The sequence below is a fragment of the Streptococcus sp. HMSC071D03 genome (assembly GCF_001812125.1).
Classification (GTDB): domain Bacteria; phylum Bacillota; class Bacilli; order Lactobacillales; family Streptococcaceae; genus Streptococcus; species Streptococcus pseudopneumoniae_N.
On record NZ_KV807813.1, the window covers coordinates 1 to 14,564 of the forward strand.

13 protein-coding genes and 4 pseudogenes are annotated in these 14,564 nt (G+C 39.7%); 8 read left to right on the forward strand and 9 right to left on the reverse strand.

From position 1 onward, the window contains the following. Together HMPREF2837_RS09580 and tig are read left to right on the forward strand one after the other, a co-directional pair. The coding region (locus HMPREF2837_RS09580) for a mucin-binding protein (protein WP_148131869.1) at positions 1-1,140 on the forward strand (1,140 nt) is incomplete at its 5' end. A 240-nt stretch (positions 1,141-1,380) separates the two neighbouring features. Then, positions 1,381-2,664: a trigger factor gene (tig, locus tag HMPREF2837_RS09585; protein ID WP_049549396.1), complete on the forward strand. Its 1,284-nt coding sequence runs from the start codon at positions 1,381-1,383 to the stop codon at positions 2,662-2,664. A 47-nt stretch (positions 2,665-2,711) separates the two neighbouring features. Here the strand turns inward: tig and HMPREF2837_RS09590 are convergent, their stop codons facing one another. The 3 genes from HMPREF2837_RS09590 to rnhC form a co-directional block, all read right to left on the reverse strand. Next, positions 2,712-5,078: an SF1B family DNA helicase RecD2 gene (locus HMPREF2837_RS09590; RefSeq protein WP_049549397.1), complete on the reverse strand. Its 2,367-nt coding sequence runs from the start codon at positions 5,076-5,078 to the stop codon at positions 2,712-2,714. 99 nt (positions 5,079-5,177) lie between these two features. Beyond that, positions 5,178-5,792 carry a signal peptidase I gene (gene lepB / locus HMPREF2837_RS09595; RefSeq protein ID WP_075230886.1) on the reverse strand — a complete coding sequence of 205 codons (615 nt, stop codon included), beginning with the start codon at positions 5,790-5,792 and terminating at the stop codon, positions 5,178-5,180. 3 nt (positions 5,793-5,795) lie between these two features. Beyond that, positions 5,796-6,677 (reverse strand): ribonuclease HIII, encoded by an 882-nt coding sequence (gene rnhC / locus HMPREF2837_RS09600; protein WP_075230887.1) that lies wholly within the window; start codon positions 6,675-6,677, stop codon positions 5,796-5,798. Positions 6,678-6,764: 87 nt separating this feature from the next. Here rnhC and zapA point away from each other — a divergent pair, with 87 nt between their 5' ends. The 3 genes from zapA (at position 6,765) to HMPREF2837_RS09615 (ending at position 10,060) form a co-directional block, all read left to right on the forward strand. Further along, positions 6,765-7,067 (forward strand): cell division protein ZapA, encoded by a 303-nt coding sequence (gene zapA / locus HMPREF2837_RS09605; protein WP_075229941.1) that lies wholly within the window; start codon positions 6,765-6,767, stop codon positions 7,065-7,067. Continuing rightward, on the forward strand, positions 7,064-7,612 hold the full coding sequence (locus HMPREF2837_RS09610) for a CvpA family protein (protein ID WP_075230888.1): 549 nt from the start codon (positions 7,064-7,066) through the stop codon (positions 7,610-7,612). Before zapA ends, HMPREF2837_RS09610 begins: the two co-directional genes overlap by 4 nt. Positions 7,613-7,723: 111 nt before the next feature. Beyond that, a complete protein-coding gene (locus HMPREF2837_RS09615) occupies positions 7,724-10,060 on the forward strand; it encodes an endonuclease MutS2 (protein WP_075230889.1) in 2,337 nt (778 codons plus the stop codon). Between the two features lie 28 nt (positions 10,061-10,088). On the opposite strand, the pseudogene HMPREF2837_RS09620 reads toward HMPREF2837_RS09615, so the two are convergent. Further along, positions 10,089-10,337 (reverse strand): annotated as a pseudogene (locus HMPREF2837_RS09620) (transposase); the annotation flags it as partial. 111 nt (positions 10,338-10,448) lie between these two features. Beyond that, positions 10,449-10,550: pseudogene (locus HMPREF2837_RS11310) on the reverse strand (IS630 family transposase); the annotation flags it as partial. On the opposite strand from HMPREF2837_RS11310, the gene HMPREF2837_RS11515 reads away from it, so the two are divergent. Next, positions 10,538-10,708, forward strand: a complete 171-nt coding sequence (locus HMPREF2837_RS11515) for a hypothetical protein (protein WP_186823223.1) — start codon at positions 10,538-10,540, stop codon at positions 10,706-10,708. The pseudogene HMPREF2837_RS11310 and the gene HMPREF2837_RS11515 sit on opposite strands and share 13 nt — an antisense overlap. 500 nt (positions 10,709-11,208) lie before the next feature. Beyond that, positions 11,209-11,514 (forward strand): hypothetical protein, encoded by a 306-nt coding sequence (locus tag HMPREF2837_RS09630; protein ID WP_075230891.1) that lies wholly within the window; start codon positions 11,209-11,211, stop codon positions 11,512-11,514. 46 nt (positions 11,515-11,560) lie between these two features. Here HMPREF2837_RS09630 and HMPREF2837_RS09635 read toward each other — a convergent pair whose 3' ends face one another. Together HMPREF2837_RS09635 and HMPREF2837_RS09640 are read right to left on the reverse strand one after the other, a co-directional pair. Continuing rightward, positions 11,561-13,222: an N-acetylmuramoyl-L-alanine amidase gene (locus tag HMPREF2837_RS09635; protein WP_075230892.1), complete on the reverse strand. Its 1,662-nt coding sequence runs from the start codon at positions 13,220-13,222 to the stop codon at positions 11,561-11,563. 110 nt (positions 13,223-13,332) lie between these two features. Next, positions 13,333-13,686 (reverse strand): DUF3397 domain-containing protein, encoded by a 354-nt coding sequence (locus HMPREF2837_RS09640; protein ID WP_065426697.1) that lies wholly within the window; start codon positions 13,684-13,686, stop codon positions 13,333-13,335. A 251-nt stretch (positions 13,687-13,937) separates the two neighbouring features. Here HMPREF2837_RS09640 and HMPREF2837_RS11520 point away from each other — a divergent pair, with 251 nt between their 5' ends. Continuing rightward, positions 13,938-14,075, forward strand: coding sequence for a hypothetical protein (locus HMPREF2837_RS11520; RefSeq protein ID WP_186823224.1), 138 nt, complete (start codon positions 13,938-13,940; stop codon positions 14,073-14,075). On the opposite strand, the pseudogene HMPREF2837_RS11980 reads toward HMPREF2837_RS11520, so the two are convergent. Beyond that, positions 14,064-14,153: pseudogene (locus HMPREF2837_RS11980) on the reverse strand (IS5/IS1182 family transposase); the annotation flags it as partial. The gene HMPREF2837_RS11520 and the pseudogene HMPREF2837_RS11980 overlap by 12 nt on opposite strands. A gap of 107 nt (positions 14,154-14,260) precedes the next feature. After that, positions 14,261-14,564, reverse strand: a pseudogene (locus HMPREF2837_RS09645) (transposase family protein); the annotation flags it as partial.

Consider the following 14,564-nt stretch of genomic DNA (forward strand, 5'->3'; position numbering starts at 1 on the left):
GACACTCCAAGTGTAACTCCTAACAAACCAGGAGAAGATACACCTGTTGTCTACCGTAAGGCAGAACAAAAAGCTATTATCAAGTATGTAGACCAAAATACTGGTGAAACACTTGAAAATGATCAAGTAGGTGGTAAATCTGGTGAAGCTATTGACTACTCAACTGCAGCTAAGATTAAGTACTATGAAGATCGTGGATACGTTCTTGTAAGCGATGAGTTCCCAGCAGGAGCTACTTATGACACAGATGCATCTGTTGATCAAACTTGGACAGTAACCTTGAAACACGGTGAAACTCCAGTTGGACCAAACGATCCACACAATCCAACAGATCCAATCAATCCAAATGATCCAAACAGTCCTAAATACCCTGCGACAGATCAATGGAAGAAGGATGTAACGTCAACTGTTCATTATGTGGTATCAGACGGTAAGGCAACTGCCCCAGCTGACAATGTTCAAAATGCACAATGGACACGTACCTTAAATCTTGATAAAGTTACAGGTAAAGTTCTTAACCCTGATGCAACATGGACAGCGAATAAGGCTAACTATGATGCAGTTCCAACACCAGGATTGACAGGTTACTATGCGGATAAAGCAAATGTTGATTCTAAGACAGTCACTCAAGAAAATCTTGAAGAAACTGTAACTTACAAACCACTTGGAAACTTGGTTCCAAAACCAGAGAAACCAAATGATCCAAACTTCCCATCAACACCAGATGTGAAATATCCAAATGATCCAACAGATCCAACTAAACCAAGTAAACCAGTTGTGCCAAATGTCCCAGGCTACAAACCATACTTGCCAGATCCAAAAGATCCAAGCAAGCCAGGTCAACCAGTAGAACCAGGTAAGGAGCTTCCAAACCTTCCAACAAATCCAGGTGATGATACTCCAATCATTTACGTACCAGTAACTCCAGAGAAACCAGTAACTCCAGAGAAACCAGTAACTCCAGAGAAACCAGTGACTCCAGAGAAACCAGTAGCTCCAGAGAAACCAACCTCTGCAAAAGAAAATACTCCTCAGTTGCCAAATACTGGTACTGAAGATCGTACTAGCTTAGCAGCACTTGGACTTCTTGGAGTAATGAGTGGATTTGGACTTGTAGCTCGTAAGAAAAAGGAAGATTAGAATAAATATTTAATCCTATTGAAATTACTTTGGACTAGATGATCGAGTCTATAGCATTAAGAGGGCAAACATTTTAAGAATGTTTGTCTTCTTTTTATATAATGGATTGAACCTAGAATAGTACGCGCCAAATCACCCAAAATGTGTTTTAGCCAGATTTGTCTGCATTACTCTAGATTTTATTTATAGAAAATGTTATAATAGACTGTATTTAAAAAAATTTTAAGGAGAAATGACAGAATGTCTGTATCATTTGAAAACAAAGAAACAAATCGTGGTGTCTTGACTTTCACTATCTCTCAAGACCAAATCAAACCAGAATTGGACCGTGTCTTCAACTCAGTGAAGAAATCTCTTAATGTTCCAGGTTTCCGTAAAGGTCACCTTCCACGCCCTATCTTCGATAAAAAATTTGGTGAAGAGTCACTTTATCAAGACGTTATGAATGCTCTTTTGCCAAACGCTTATGAAGCAGCTGTAAAAGAAGCTGGTCTTGAAGTCGTTGCACAACCAAAAATTGATGTAACTTCAATGGAAAAAGGTCAAGACTGGGTTATCACTGCTGAAGTTGTTACAAAACCTGAAGTAAAATTGGGTGACTACAAAAACCTTGAAGTATCAGTAGATCTTGAAAAAGAAGTAACTGATGCTGACGTTGAAGAGCGTATCGAACGTGAACGCAACAACTTAGCTGAATTGGTTATCAAAGAAGCTGCTGCTGAAAACGGCGACACTGTTGTCATCGACTTTGTTGGTTCTATTGACGGTGTTGAATTTGACGGTGGAAAAGGTGAAAACTTCTCACTTGGACTTGGTTCAGGTCAATTTATCCCTGGTTTCGAAGACCAATTGGTAGGTCATTCAGCTGGTGAAACTGTTGATGTTATCGTAACATTCCCAGAAGACTATCAAGCAGAAGACCTTGCTGGTAAAGAAGCTAAATTCGTGACAACTATCCACGAAGTAAAAGCTAAAGAAGTTCCAGCTCTTGACGATGAACTTGCAAAAGACATCGACGAAGAAGTTGAAACACTTGCTGAATTGAAAGAAAAATACCGCAACGAATTGGCTGCTGCTAAAGAAGAAGCATACAAAGATGCAGTTGAAGGTGCAGCAATTGATAAAGCTGTAGAAAACGCTGAAATCGTAGAACTTCCAGAAGAAATGATCCACGAAGAAGTTCACCGTTCAGTAAATGAATTCCTCGGAAACTTGCAACGTCAAGGTATCAACCCTGACATGTACTTCCAAATCACTGGAACTACTCAAGAAGATCTTCACAAACAATACGAAGCAGAAGCTGAGTCACGTACCAAGACTAACCTTGTTATCGAAGCAGTTGCCAAAGCTGAAGGATTTGATGCTTCAGAAGAAGAAATCCAAAAAGAAATCGAGCAATTGGCAGCAGACTACAATATGGAAGTCGCTCAAGTACAAAGCTTGCTTTCAGCTGATATGTTGAAACACGATATCACAATCAAAAAAGCTGTTGAGTTGATTACAAGCACAGCAACAGTTAAATAATCTTAATAAACAAAAATCCCACCTGATTAGGTGGGTTTTCTTATGCTTTATTTTCCGAAAAACTCCTGCAGGTCATCTTGGCTAATCCCAATCATGGCTGGGATACTAGACCAGTTGTCCTCGGTTAGGATGTAGGATTGTTCAGTGTCTGTAACTGGTGTAGCTTCAGTAGCTGATTTACTAGTTCCATCAGTTGATTCTATTAAGTCGCTGAAACGCTCAATCAAATAGGTCTTACGAGCTGTTCCGATGTGCTGAGTTGCATAGTCAAAGGCCTGTAATTCACCTAGTAAGATAAGTTTGCTTTTGGCTCGAGTGATGGCAGTGTAGATGAGATTACGCTCTAACATGCGCTTGCTTGCACTGGTAATAGGCAGAATAACGACGGGAAACTCGCTACCCTGAGACTTGTGGATACTCATGGCATAGGCTAAGCGAATCTTGTACCATTCATTTCGAGGATAGGAGACCTCATTGCCGTCAAAATCAATCATCATTTCATCTTGCTTGGACTCGGTGTATTTTCCTGGAATCAAGTCTGTGATATAGCCTAAGTCTCCGTTAAAGACATTGACCTCTGCATCGTTGACTAGGTGAATAACCTTATCTCCTGTTCGATAGTGACACTGAGGAGCTTCAAAGCTAAGCTGGTCTTTTTGTGGAGGATTGAGTAGGTCTTGCATGAGCTGGTTGATGGCATCAATACCAGCAGTTCCACGGTACATAGGGGCAAGAACCTGAATGTCGCGAGCAGGAATGCCACTTCTGATAGCAGCACCTAGGATTTTTTCAATGCTAGCAGGTATATGGTTACTAGCGATTTCAAAGTAGGAGCGGTCTGCTTTTTTCTGGGTAAAATCTGCAGGTAATATTCCCTGGCGAATCTGACTTGCAAGAGTGACGATGGTTGATTCTTCGCTCTGACGGTAGATTCTTTCCAAACGTGTTTGAGGGATGGTTGGTATCTGGAGTAAATCTGCTAGGACTTGACCAGGACTGACAGAAGGCAGCTGGTCGCTATCACCCACGATGAGAATTTTACTGTTTGAAGAGATGTTGGAGAAGAGCTGGTTGGCCAGCCAAGTATCTACCATGGAGAATTCATCCACGATGATAAAGTCAGCATCCAGATAATCTTCTAGATGGCTGGTGTCATCGTCTCCAGTCATGCCCAGGTGGCGGTGAATGGTAGCGCTTGGTAGACCTGTCAATTCATTCATACGTCGAGCAGCTCGACCAGTTGGAGCAGTAAGAAGAATCGGCAGATTGCTTTTTTTCCTGAGGTCAAGTCCTTCTAAAAGGGCATATACAGCGATGATACCATTGATAACAGTTGTCTTACCAGTACCAGGTCCACCTGTCAGGATAAAGATCTTGTTCTGGATAGCATCGCAGATAGCTTGTTTTTGAATACTATCATACTCAATTCCCAGCTCTTCCTCGACAGTAGTGATATGTTTTTGAATGGTTTTTAAATCCTGGCTCTTCTGTTTTCCTTTTTCAAGGATACGAACCAAGTGACTGCGGATGCCTTCCTCAGCAAAAAAGAGGCTATTATCAAAGATTTTGGTATCAATCTGCTGGACCTTATCTTCTTCAATCAGATAAGCAAGTTCTTGGGCAACTTGACTAGGCTCTAGTTCGACTGGACGAGAGGATTCCAGAAGGTTGAGGGTTTGCTCTAACAAGTCTCTAGCTTCCATATAGGTATCTCCCGTCTCCATGCAACCTTGAAAGAGACTATGGACAAGACCCGCACGGAAGCGCTCAGGAGCCTGGCTTTCAATTCCCAGTTCTTGGGCCAATTGGTCAGCAATGGTAAATCCCAAACCCTTGATATCCTCAACTAGTTGATAGGGATAGTTCTCGACAATATCTAGGGTTTCTTCCTTGTAAAAGTCTTGAATCTGAAAGGCTAGCTTATTTGGGATGCCGTAATTAGCAAGTTTGGCTAAGACCATCTCTGTTCCGTAATTAAGACGAAGGGTTGAGACAAAGGCTTCACGATTTTTAGCAGAGAGGCCAGAGATAGACTGGAGCTTGTCTGGATTTTCTAAGATTTTGTCAATAGTGTTTTCACCGTAAATATCCACGATTTTCTGGGCTGTTTTGAGTCCAATTCCCTTAAAATGACTGCTGGAGAAATACTTGACCAAGCCCTTACTAGTCGGCTTGGCTCTCTCATAGCGAGTAATTTGTAGTTGTTCACCATATTTGGAGTGTTGGACGATTTGTCCCCAAAAGGTGTATTCCTCTCCTTCAATGATATCAGCCATGGTACCTGTGACAATGATTTCATAATCATCAAAGTCTTCAGCATTGGTATCCTCAATATCTAGAAGTAAAATACGGAAAAAATTGCTGACATTTTCAAAAATAATGCGTTCAATGGTGCCTGAAAAATAAACTTCCATAAAATTCCTTACAATAGTGTCTGAGAAATCTATCCCAGACTTAGTCAAAATAGAATGAGAAGAGGCTGAGATGGATAATTCTCGGCCTCTTCCTAGTTTTTAAAATGTTCCGATACGTTTGAGTGGCCAGAAGCGGAATTTGGCTTCACCAGTGATATCTTTTGCCTTAAAGGTACCAACATGTCGACTGTCGCTAGATACCAGACGGTCATCACCTAGGAGGAGATATTCTCCTTCTGGAACAGTGAAGGTGAAGCTAGTGTTGTAATTAACATCTAGGGTAAAGGCCTGAGCCTTTTGAGCTAAAGCTCTAAAGTATTCGCCCTTTTTGCCGTCCCAACCACTTCCAGTATAAGTGCTTTGGAGTTTATCTTCCTTGAAACGCTTAAGGTATTCTGCTAAATAGGGCTCATCAGTTTCTTGACCATTGATATAGAGCTTGTCGCTTTCGTAACGGATAGTATCTCCTGGCATACCAATGACCCGTTTAACGATATCCTTGTTCCCATCGTCTTCATGAGCCACCACAATATCAAAACGATTGATTGGGAGATGTTTAACCACAAAGAGAACTTCTCCATCGGCTAGGGTAGGATCCATAGAGTGTCCTTCTACACGGACATTTCTCCAAAGAAACATCCAACTAAGAGCAACAAGAGTAATGAAGAGGATAAAACTCCCCCACTCTTTTAAAAATGATTTAAAATATTTCATAATTTACCTTTCTAGCAGTTTTTTTGCTTTTTCAGTATTTTTAAAGTGTAGCTTGGCGCAGAAGTTGAGCCCCTGTATACCATAAGCACGTAGGATTTGGCTAGCTACCTTGTCAGAAGCCGTTCCGGCCCCACTTGGAAGTTGATAACCAAGTTCTCTACCCAGATTTTCGAGATTTTCCAGAAAGAGATCACGCGCAATGATAGAGCTTACTGCGACTGCTAAGTATTTGCCTTCTGCTTTTTCCTCCAGACTAACTGGATTGGAAAAATGATTGGCTTCATTTTTTAAGTATTTATCATAGTTTTGAGTACTAGTGAAGGCATCGATAACAATCTTTTCAGGATGAACTCCTTTTTGGAGAAGGAGAAAAATTGCTTGATTGTGCAGGGCTACCTTGACAGAAACGGCATTGTAGCGCTCACCGATGACTTCATTATACTTACTTGGAGAAAGCAGTAGAGCTTGGTGCTGGATTCTCTCTTTAAGGAGAGGGGCAAGCTGACGAATCTTTTGGTCTGTCAGAGTCTTAGAGTCCCCAACACCTAGTTTTCGCAGAAAGTCATGATGGTCAGGCGTAACAAAGGATGCTACTACAGCCAGACCACCAAAGTAGGAACCATTTCCTACTTCGTCAGTTCCAATCATCGGAAAGTTTTGTCCACTAGCTACTGGCCTGACCTGATAACCAAAAAAGCTGGCGTAACGTTCAGCAGCTTCTCCTTGCAAGAGCACTTTTCCTGATGTGTAGATGGAAACACTTGCCTGCGGAAGCTTGAAAAAGTAGCGAATATAAGGATTTTTACTAGGAGTCAGTGCTTGTTCATATTTCTGAACAAAGGCTTGGATTTCCTTTTCGCTCGGAGTTAATGTAATACTTGCCATAATTCTTATTGTACCATAAAAGCCGTAGAATTGGTAAAAACTGACAAATTTAGTGAAATTTGGTATAATATCGTGAGGTGAATTTTTATGGCAAATTTAAATCGATACAAGTTTACATTCGGAAAAAAAACATTGACCCTAACAACTGAGCATGACAACCTCTTTATGGAGGAAATTGCCAAGGTCGCAACAGAAAAATATGAAGCAATTAAAGAGCAGATGCCTGGAGCGGATGATGAGACAATCGCTATTTTATTAGCAGTCAATAGCTTGTCAACCCAACTCAGCCGTGAGATTGAATTTGATGATAAGGAACAAGAATTAGACGCCCTTCGTCATCAAGTTGTAGCGACTAAACAAGAGCATAGCAAGATTGAGGATTCCCTATGATTTCCGTCTTTCTTTTATTGGTTCTGGCTTGGAGTTTTTATATAGGCTATCGCAGAGGCTTGGTCCTACAAGTATATTATCTCCTAGCTACAATCGTCTCAGCTTATTTTGCGGGGAATTTTTATCAGTCATTGGGAGAAAAATTTCACTTGTTGATTCCTTATGCCAATCCCCAGGAAGGGCAGGGAACCTTCTTTTTCCCATCCGATCAACTTTTCCAACTGGACAAGGTCTTTTATGCAGGTATTGGCTATCTCTTAGCTTTTACTGTATTTTACTGCATCGGTCGTTTGATTGGACTCTTTTTTAACCTAGTACCAACCAAAAAGTTAGGTGGCAAATATTTTCGCATCGGTGCAGGTGTTTTATCTCTGGCTGTGACCTTATTTGTCCTCCAGATGATACTGACCATTCTTGCGACTGTTCCTTTACAAATTGTTCAAAATTCACTTGAAAACAGTTTTGTAGCTAAACATATTATCCAGAGTGTTCCCGTCACTAGTCATGTGATTAAACAACTATGGGTAACCAAAATAATCGGATAAAAAGGGCGGGAATTATTCCTAGCCTTTTGTTTACAATTCCAAAAGTTAAGGAGACTTTTGGAAAAGAGTGAGAATTTTAAAAATTGTTCGCTCATAACGAAGGAAAAGAAAATGAATAAAAAAATACTAGAAACATTAGAATTTAATAAGGTCAAGGCTTTATTCGAGCCTCATCTTTTGACCGAGCAAGGACTAGAGCAGTTGAAAGAACTTGCTCCGACTGATAAAGGAGACAAGATTAAGCAAGCTTTTGCAGAGATGGAAGAAATGCAAGAACTCTTTGTCGAACATCCTCATTTCAGCATTTCTGCAACAAAAGACATTGCTGCAACCTGCAAACGTTTAGAAATGGGAGCAGATCTCAACATCGAGGAATTTCTCCTTCTCAAACGCGTCATTTTTGCTAGTCGTGAATTAAAGAATTTCTATGACAATCTTGAAAATGTACGTTTAGAGCATCTAGCTAACTGGTTTGAGAAACTTCATGATTTCCCGCATCTGCAGGGTAATCTCCAAGCCATCAATGAAGCTGGATTTATCGAAAATTTTGCTAGCGAAGATTTGGCTCGAATCCGCCGTAAAATCCATGACAGTGAGAGCCAAGTCCGTGATGTCTTGCAAGATCTTCTAAAACAAAAGGCCCAGATGTTGACGGAAGGTATCATCGCTAGTCGAAATGGACGCCAAGTTCTTCCAGTTAAGAATACCTATCGTAACAAGATTGCTGGTGTAGTACATGATATCTCTGCTAGTGGTAATACTGTCTATATCGAACCGCGTGAAGTAGTCAAGCTAAGTGAGGAGATTGCAAGTCTTCGTGCAGATGAACGCTATGAGATGATACGTATCCTTCAAGAACTCTCTGAAAGAGTAAGACCTCATGCAGCTGAAATCGCCAATGATGCTTGGATTATCGGGCATTTGGACTTGATTCGGGCCAAGGTTCGCTTTATCCAAGAAACGGAAGCAGTAGTTCCTCAAGTCTCTGAGGGACAGGAGATTCAACTCCTTCACGTTCGTCATCCACTAGTTAAAAATGCAGTGGCAAACGATGTGCATTTTGGTAAAGAATTGACAGCCATTGTCATTACGGGTCCCAATACGGGTGGTAAGACCATTATGCTCAAAACCTTAGGTTTGACGCAATTGATGGCCCAGTCTGGACTGCCAATTCTAGCCGATAAGGGCAGTCGTGTGGGGATTTTCGAGGAGATTTTCGCAGATATCGGAGACGAACAGTCCATCGAACAAAGTCTCTCAACCTTCTCTAGTCATATGACCAATATCGTAGATATTCTTGGTAAGGTCAATCAAAACTCGCTCTTGCTACTTGATGAGCTTGGAGCAGGAACAGATCCCCAAGAAGGTGCTGCCCTAGCCATGTCTATCCTAGAAGACTTGCGTTTGCGTCAGGTCAAGACTATGGCAACCACTCACTATCCTGAACTCAAAGCCTATGGGATTGAAACGGCCTATGTTCAGAATGCCAGCATGGAGTTTGATACAGCTAGCCTGCGTCCAACTTATCGCTTTATGCAGGGTGTACCTGGTCGAAGTAATGCTTTTGAGATTGCTAAACGTCTAGGATTGTCAGATGTCATCGTAGGCGATGCCAGCAAGCAGATTAACCAAGACAATGATGTCAATCGTATCATTGAGCAGTTAGAAGAGCAGACACTTGAAAGTCGGAAACGTCTTGAGAATATTCGTCAAGTCGAGCAAGAAAACCTCAAGATGAATCGTGCCCTTAAAAAACTTTATAACGAGCTCAATCGTGAAAAGGAAACTGAACTCAATAAGGCGCGTGAGCAAGCTGCTGAGATTGTTGACTTGGCTCTAGCTGAGAGTGATGATATTCTTAAAAATCTCCACAGCAAGTCTCAACTGAAACCACATGAGATAATTGAAGCCAAGGCTAAACTCAAAAAATTAGCTCCTGAAAAAGTTGACCTTTCTAAAAATAAGGTCCTTCAAAAGGCTAAGAAAAAACGAGCTCCAAAAGTTGGGGATGATATTATCGTTTTAAGCTATGGTCAACGAGGTACCTTGACCAATCAACTCAAGGATGGTCGTTGGGAAGCTCAAGTAGGTTTAATCAAGATGACGCTTGAGGAAAAAGAGTTTGACTTAGTTCAGGCTCAGCAAGAAGCGCCAGTCAAGAAAAAACAAGTCAACGTAGTCAAACGTGCTGCTGGTAAAGCACCGCAGGCTAGACTAGACCTTCGTGGCAAACGCTACGAGGAAGCTATGGAAGCCTTGGATGCCTTTATCGACCAAGCCCTGCTCAACAATATGGCCCAAGTCGACATCATCCATGGTATCGGTACAGGTGTCATCCGTGAAGGGGTGACTAAGTACCTGCAAAGAAACAAACAAGTCAAGAGCTTTGGTTATGCACCACAAAATGCTGGTGGATCGGGAGCGACTATCGTTACCTTTAAGGGTTAAAGTAAAATGAATAAAAATTTGATCTAGATAAACTACCTCTACCTGTAAGATAATCTGTTACAGCCTTTTCTTTTAACTCTGAAGTATATTTCTTCCAGCTATGGCTCTCCTTGAGCCCTTCTACACCCTCTGTTTGATACTTACGAATCCAATTTCTGATTGTGTCACCATTTACTTCAAATGCTTTTGTTAAAATAGATATTGACTTCCCTTGTTCAAGGTAAAGATGAACAATTTCTAACTTCTCCTCCACTGATTTCGGACTTCTTTTTGACACACGAAAACTCCCCCTGTAGTTTCTAGTGAAATTTTGTTTTTTCACTGTCCACTATAAGGGGAGTATATCAAACTTTAGTAGTAAGCAAAAGGGTGGGCAAAAATATTATAGTCAATTGAAACAAGAACAAGACAAGAGAGCCTCAAAAAAAGTATTGCAAGTTGGTAATACCTTTTTGAGGTGCTTCTTGATATGAGCCCATGTTTTCTCAATTAACTATAGAAGCAGATTCTAATTTTGAAGTCGAGTATGAAGGTAATTTAGAAGTTTATTTTTATAAAAAAGCTGGTGGAGTGTTTAGTGATAATTCTGAAAATGAATTAGATATTTATTGCAATAATGAACTCTTTGTGACTGTAATTTTAGAATAATAAAGTGAGTATAGCAAGCTATTATTAGTAGACTGTATAAATTTATGAGTAATAGGAAGTTGTACAAGAACGTTGGTTTATTAGAAAATAAAGTAAATCTTTTTAGTAGAGGACAAGAAACTTCCAGATGGAGATGCAGAACAAGTCTACAAAAAGATTTCAACACCGGTAACTCCAGAGAAAGCAAACTATGCTAAAGAAAATACTCCTCAGTTGCCAAATACTGTACTGAAGATCATATTAGCTTAGCAGTACTTGGACTTCTTGGAGTAATGTATGGATTTGGTCTTGTAACTCACAAGAAAAAAGAAGGCTAATATTCTGATTAAAAAAGATTTGCTATTTGTCAATTATAGTGGGTGAAGAAAAATTCTGACCACATAGTCTATCCTGTCTGCCACATAGACAAAAGCTATTGTTTGCGATTTTTATTTCTGTTATAGTTGTAATTGTTAAAGTGAGATAAAACTTCTTAACAAAATAGAAAATGAGGTCGTATCATGAAAAAAGTATTAGGTATTGGATTTTTAGTTGTTGCAGTAGTAGTCTTGTATTTTGGCTTTGTTGGATGGCCGAGTTTGGATGTCAATATCTGGGCCCTCTTTCCAGTAGGTTTATTCCTATTTTTTACCCTTGAGAATTTGGTGAAAAAAGATTACAAGGCCGGTCTCATGAGCTTGATTATTGCCTTTATCATCGCCAATGCCACTCTTGATATCTTGCCACTTTCAAGCGGTTTGGTTATCGGTGCTGGAGTCTTGGCTTGCGTTGGAATTGGATTTCTTTTTCCTGAAGCCACCAAGTAAGAAAAATAATACAAAAAAATCTCGAGATTTTCTCGAGACTTTTTCTTTATTGACCTGCGTAATATTTTTGAATCCCTTTTACAATACCTGCAACCAATCTGTTTTGGTAGGCATCACTGCGGACTTGTTGATTCTCATTGAAATTGTCAATATATCCCAATTCCAATAGAACGGCTGGTTTATTAGTTTCTCGAAGGACAGCAAAACTACTTCGTAGACGACCTGCATCCTTAGCACCAGTTTCAGCTAATAGTGAAGAGTGGATATCTGCCGCAAGTCGATTACTTTCACTGATACGGTCAGGGTGGTTATGCCAGTACGGATTGATTTTAGAAGGATAACCATCAGCTTCTTCATAAGAATAAGTCTGAATCCCAGCCCTATTTGATGCTGGATTACCAGTAGCATTGAAGTGAATACTAATAAAGATATCTGAATCAGTCTTATTAACCATTCTTGAACGTTCGGTGACAAAGTCTACAAAGACATCGCTATCTCTTGAAGTTAGAACAGTGTAACCAAGGGCTTCAAGTTCCTTGCGTAGTTTTCGGTAAACTTGCATGTTCAGTTCTTTTTCGGTGATGTTATAATAAGATGCTCCAGGATCTTTACCACCATGGCCTGGATCTAGGAAGATGATATTGTTATATTTCCCCTTTTCAAACCCGCGGCTTGCAGAAGCTTCTCCAAGCCATTTTCCATCACTTTGAAATTGCTGGTTTTTCCCATCAATTTTATAGGTACCTGTAACATAGACTCCATTTTCATCTACATAGTAGCGAGCTTTATAGTAACTATCGTCAATCCATTCGCTCTTAGCCATGTAGCCACCTGCCTTGAGGTAGTATGAACCAATCCATTGACGCGCTGCATAAGTACCACCAGATTTCAAGTAGAACCAACTATCATAGTTTTTATCGAAAATCCATTCTTTTTCAGCCATAGCACCGCTAGCTTTTAGGTAGTAGCTACCTTGCCATTGGTTGTTTGCCATAGTGGCGTCTTTGTTAAAGTAGTACCAGGTACCACTAATTTTGTCCCACTTATTTTTGATTAATTTACCAGAAGCAGGGGCATAGTACCATTGTCCATCTTGTTTTACCCAAGAACTCTCAGCCATGGCACCACTATTAGTAAACAGATAGTCGTCAAAAATCGTGTTGCTGAGCATGATACCGTCTTGATCAAAATAGTACCAGACACCACCGATCTTTTCCCATTTTTGCTGAGAAATTTTTCCATAGGCGTTAGCGTAATACCATTTGTCTTGGAGTTTACTCCAACCAGAATCAACCATAGCCCCGCTACTAGTCAGAATGTACCCATCATAGATCGTATCGCTCAACATGATTCCATCTTTGTTGAAGTAGTACCATTTTCCGTGGATTTTTTTCCAGTTAAGAACAGGAGCATTGTTTTCATAGAAACGCCAGTGGTTGTCTTCTAATACCCAACCTTCCTTTTGAACTTCTGGATCCTTGTCTTCTTCTTTCTTAGCTGGATTTGTCGTTTGATTGGCATTTGCTTCAGTTGAAGGTTCAGCTTCCTTGGATGGGAGACTGTTTTTATCCACTTTGTCAGTAGAGGTTTCACTATGTGTTGTTTCTACTGGGGTTGACTGTACTTTGTTCTCCTCAGCATAGCTAAGGTTGGTTGTTAGACCAAAAACTGAAAGCGTAATGGCGCTTGCCAAGAGCGTTTTTTTCACTTGATTAATCTCCTATTTTTATTTTTTTATAATTTTATCAGAAAAGTGCCTCGTATAGAACATTTAGTGACCAAGATTGATGTGCTGGTGGACTGTATTGCTATAGTTGACTATTTCATCACGAAAATTTGAACAATCATGATGATATAGATGAGCAGTGTTAGTAAAAATCCAGCTCGCCAAAAGAATTTAATAAATTTTGGATAATAAAAACTACGTTTTTTATTTAAGAAGAAAAAGACTAACACAATTGCTAGTATTGATAAGGCCGTTCCCAGTACTGGAAGTTGATTGTGTGTAAACATCTTAGCTGTAATCAAATAGTATTCAAAAATTAGAAAAGGAAAAGCTAAATCAGCAGCATTGATACCCCTTTTCTTTAACCTAAAGAGTCTACTTAAAATAATCGCCAGAGCCAAGGTTAGTACCAAAAGCAAGATGGAAGCAAGTTTCATTAAAATCATACCATTATTGTATCATAAAATTTTGAGAATAGAAAAGTAAATTCCTTGATTTATCACTGTTTTAGCAAAAAATCATTGGTAAGAAACAGATGTTATAATTCCTGCTTGAACAGAATGAATCATGTGTTCGATACAATGATAGTTTGAGTCCTCAATATAAATCTTTTTTATGTTCACCATAGAAAAGATATATTAGTCAGAGGAGAAGAATAGTAGTAGAATGAGTAGCAAATAAAACAAAGGAGTTTCTTATGAAATTAGTTACGTTATGGTCAAAACTCTCACTTGGTATCCAATTATTGGTGGCTTTGGTCTTGGGTGTGATTACTGCGGTCATCTGGCTACAATTTGTAGGCTTTTATAGATTTCCTGCGAAACTAAAATCCTAGTTCACAGTTGATAATGCCAGCAATCAAATTCATTCGTAATCCAAACCGTTTGCGTCGATTTCGATAGGTTGTTGAAAATATAGTAGATTGAATCTAGAATAGTACGCTACAGATTTTAAAACATTATTAGAAATTGATTTGAATTTCCTAATCTCTTTGTTCGCATCTTATTTCAATCCACTATATTTTAAACGTTTTTACTTTGGCAAAAATATTCTCAACCTTGATTCTCTCTTTAGATAGCGCATGGTTATAGGCTTTATCTTCAAGAGTTAGTGGCTTAAGTTTGCTTGATTTCCTCGGAGTTTGCGCTTGTGAATACATCTTCATGAGTCCTTGATAACCACTGTCAGCCAAGATTTTACCAGCTTGTCCGATATTTCTGCGACTCATTTTGAACAATTTCATATCGTGGCAATAGTTCACAGCTATATCCAAATAAACAATTCTCCCTCGGCTTGTGACAATCGCTTGAGCCTTCATAGCATG

Bases quoted from the DNA above. Each gene is read 5' to 3' on its own strand.
- HMPREF2837_RS09640 (WP_065426697.1), bottom strand. From the start codon at position 13,686: ATGATTTTAATGAAACTTGCTTCCATCTTGCTTTTGGTACTAACCTTG.
- tig (WP_049549396.1), top strand. From the start codon at position 1,381: ATGTCTGTATCATTTGAAAACAAAGAAACAAATCGTGGTGTCTTGACT.
- HMPREF2837_RS09630 (WP_075230891.1), top strand. From the start codon at position 11,209: ATGAAAAAAGTATTAGGTATTGGATTTTTAGTTGTTGCAGTAGTAGTC.
- rnhC (WP_075230887.1), bottom strand. From the start codon at position 6,677: ATGGCAAGTATTACATTAACTCCGAGCGAAAAGGAAATCCAAGCCTTT.
- HMPREF2837_RS11515 (WP_186823223.1), top strand. From the start codon at position 10,538: ATGTTTTCTCAATTAACTATAGAAGCAGATTCTAATTTTGAAGTCGAG.
- HMPREF2837_RS11520 (WP_186823224.1), top strand. From the start codon at position 13,938: ATGAAATTAGTTACGTTATGGTCAAAACTCTCACTTGGTATCCAATTA.
- HMPREF2837_RS09610 (WP_075230888.1), top strand. From the start codon at position 7,064: ATGATTTCCGTCTTTCTTTTATTGGTTCTGGCTTGGAGTTTTTATATA.
- HMPREF2837_RS09615 (WP_075230889.1), top strand. From the start codon at position 7,724: ATGAATAAAAAAATACTAGAAACATTAGAATTTAATAAGGTCAAGGCT.
- zapA (WP_075229941.1), top strand. From the start codon at position 6,765: ATGGCAAATTTAAATCGATACAAGTTTACATTCGGAAAAAAAACATTG.
- HMPREF2837_RS09590 (WP_049549397.1), bottom strand. From the start codon at position 5,078: ATGGAAGTTTATTTTTCAGGCACCATTGAACGCATTATTTTTGAAAAT.
- lepB (WP_075230886.1), bottom strand. From the start codon at position 5,792: ATGAAATATTTTAAATCATTTTTAAAAGAGTGGGGGAGTTTTATCCTC.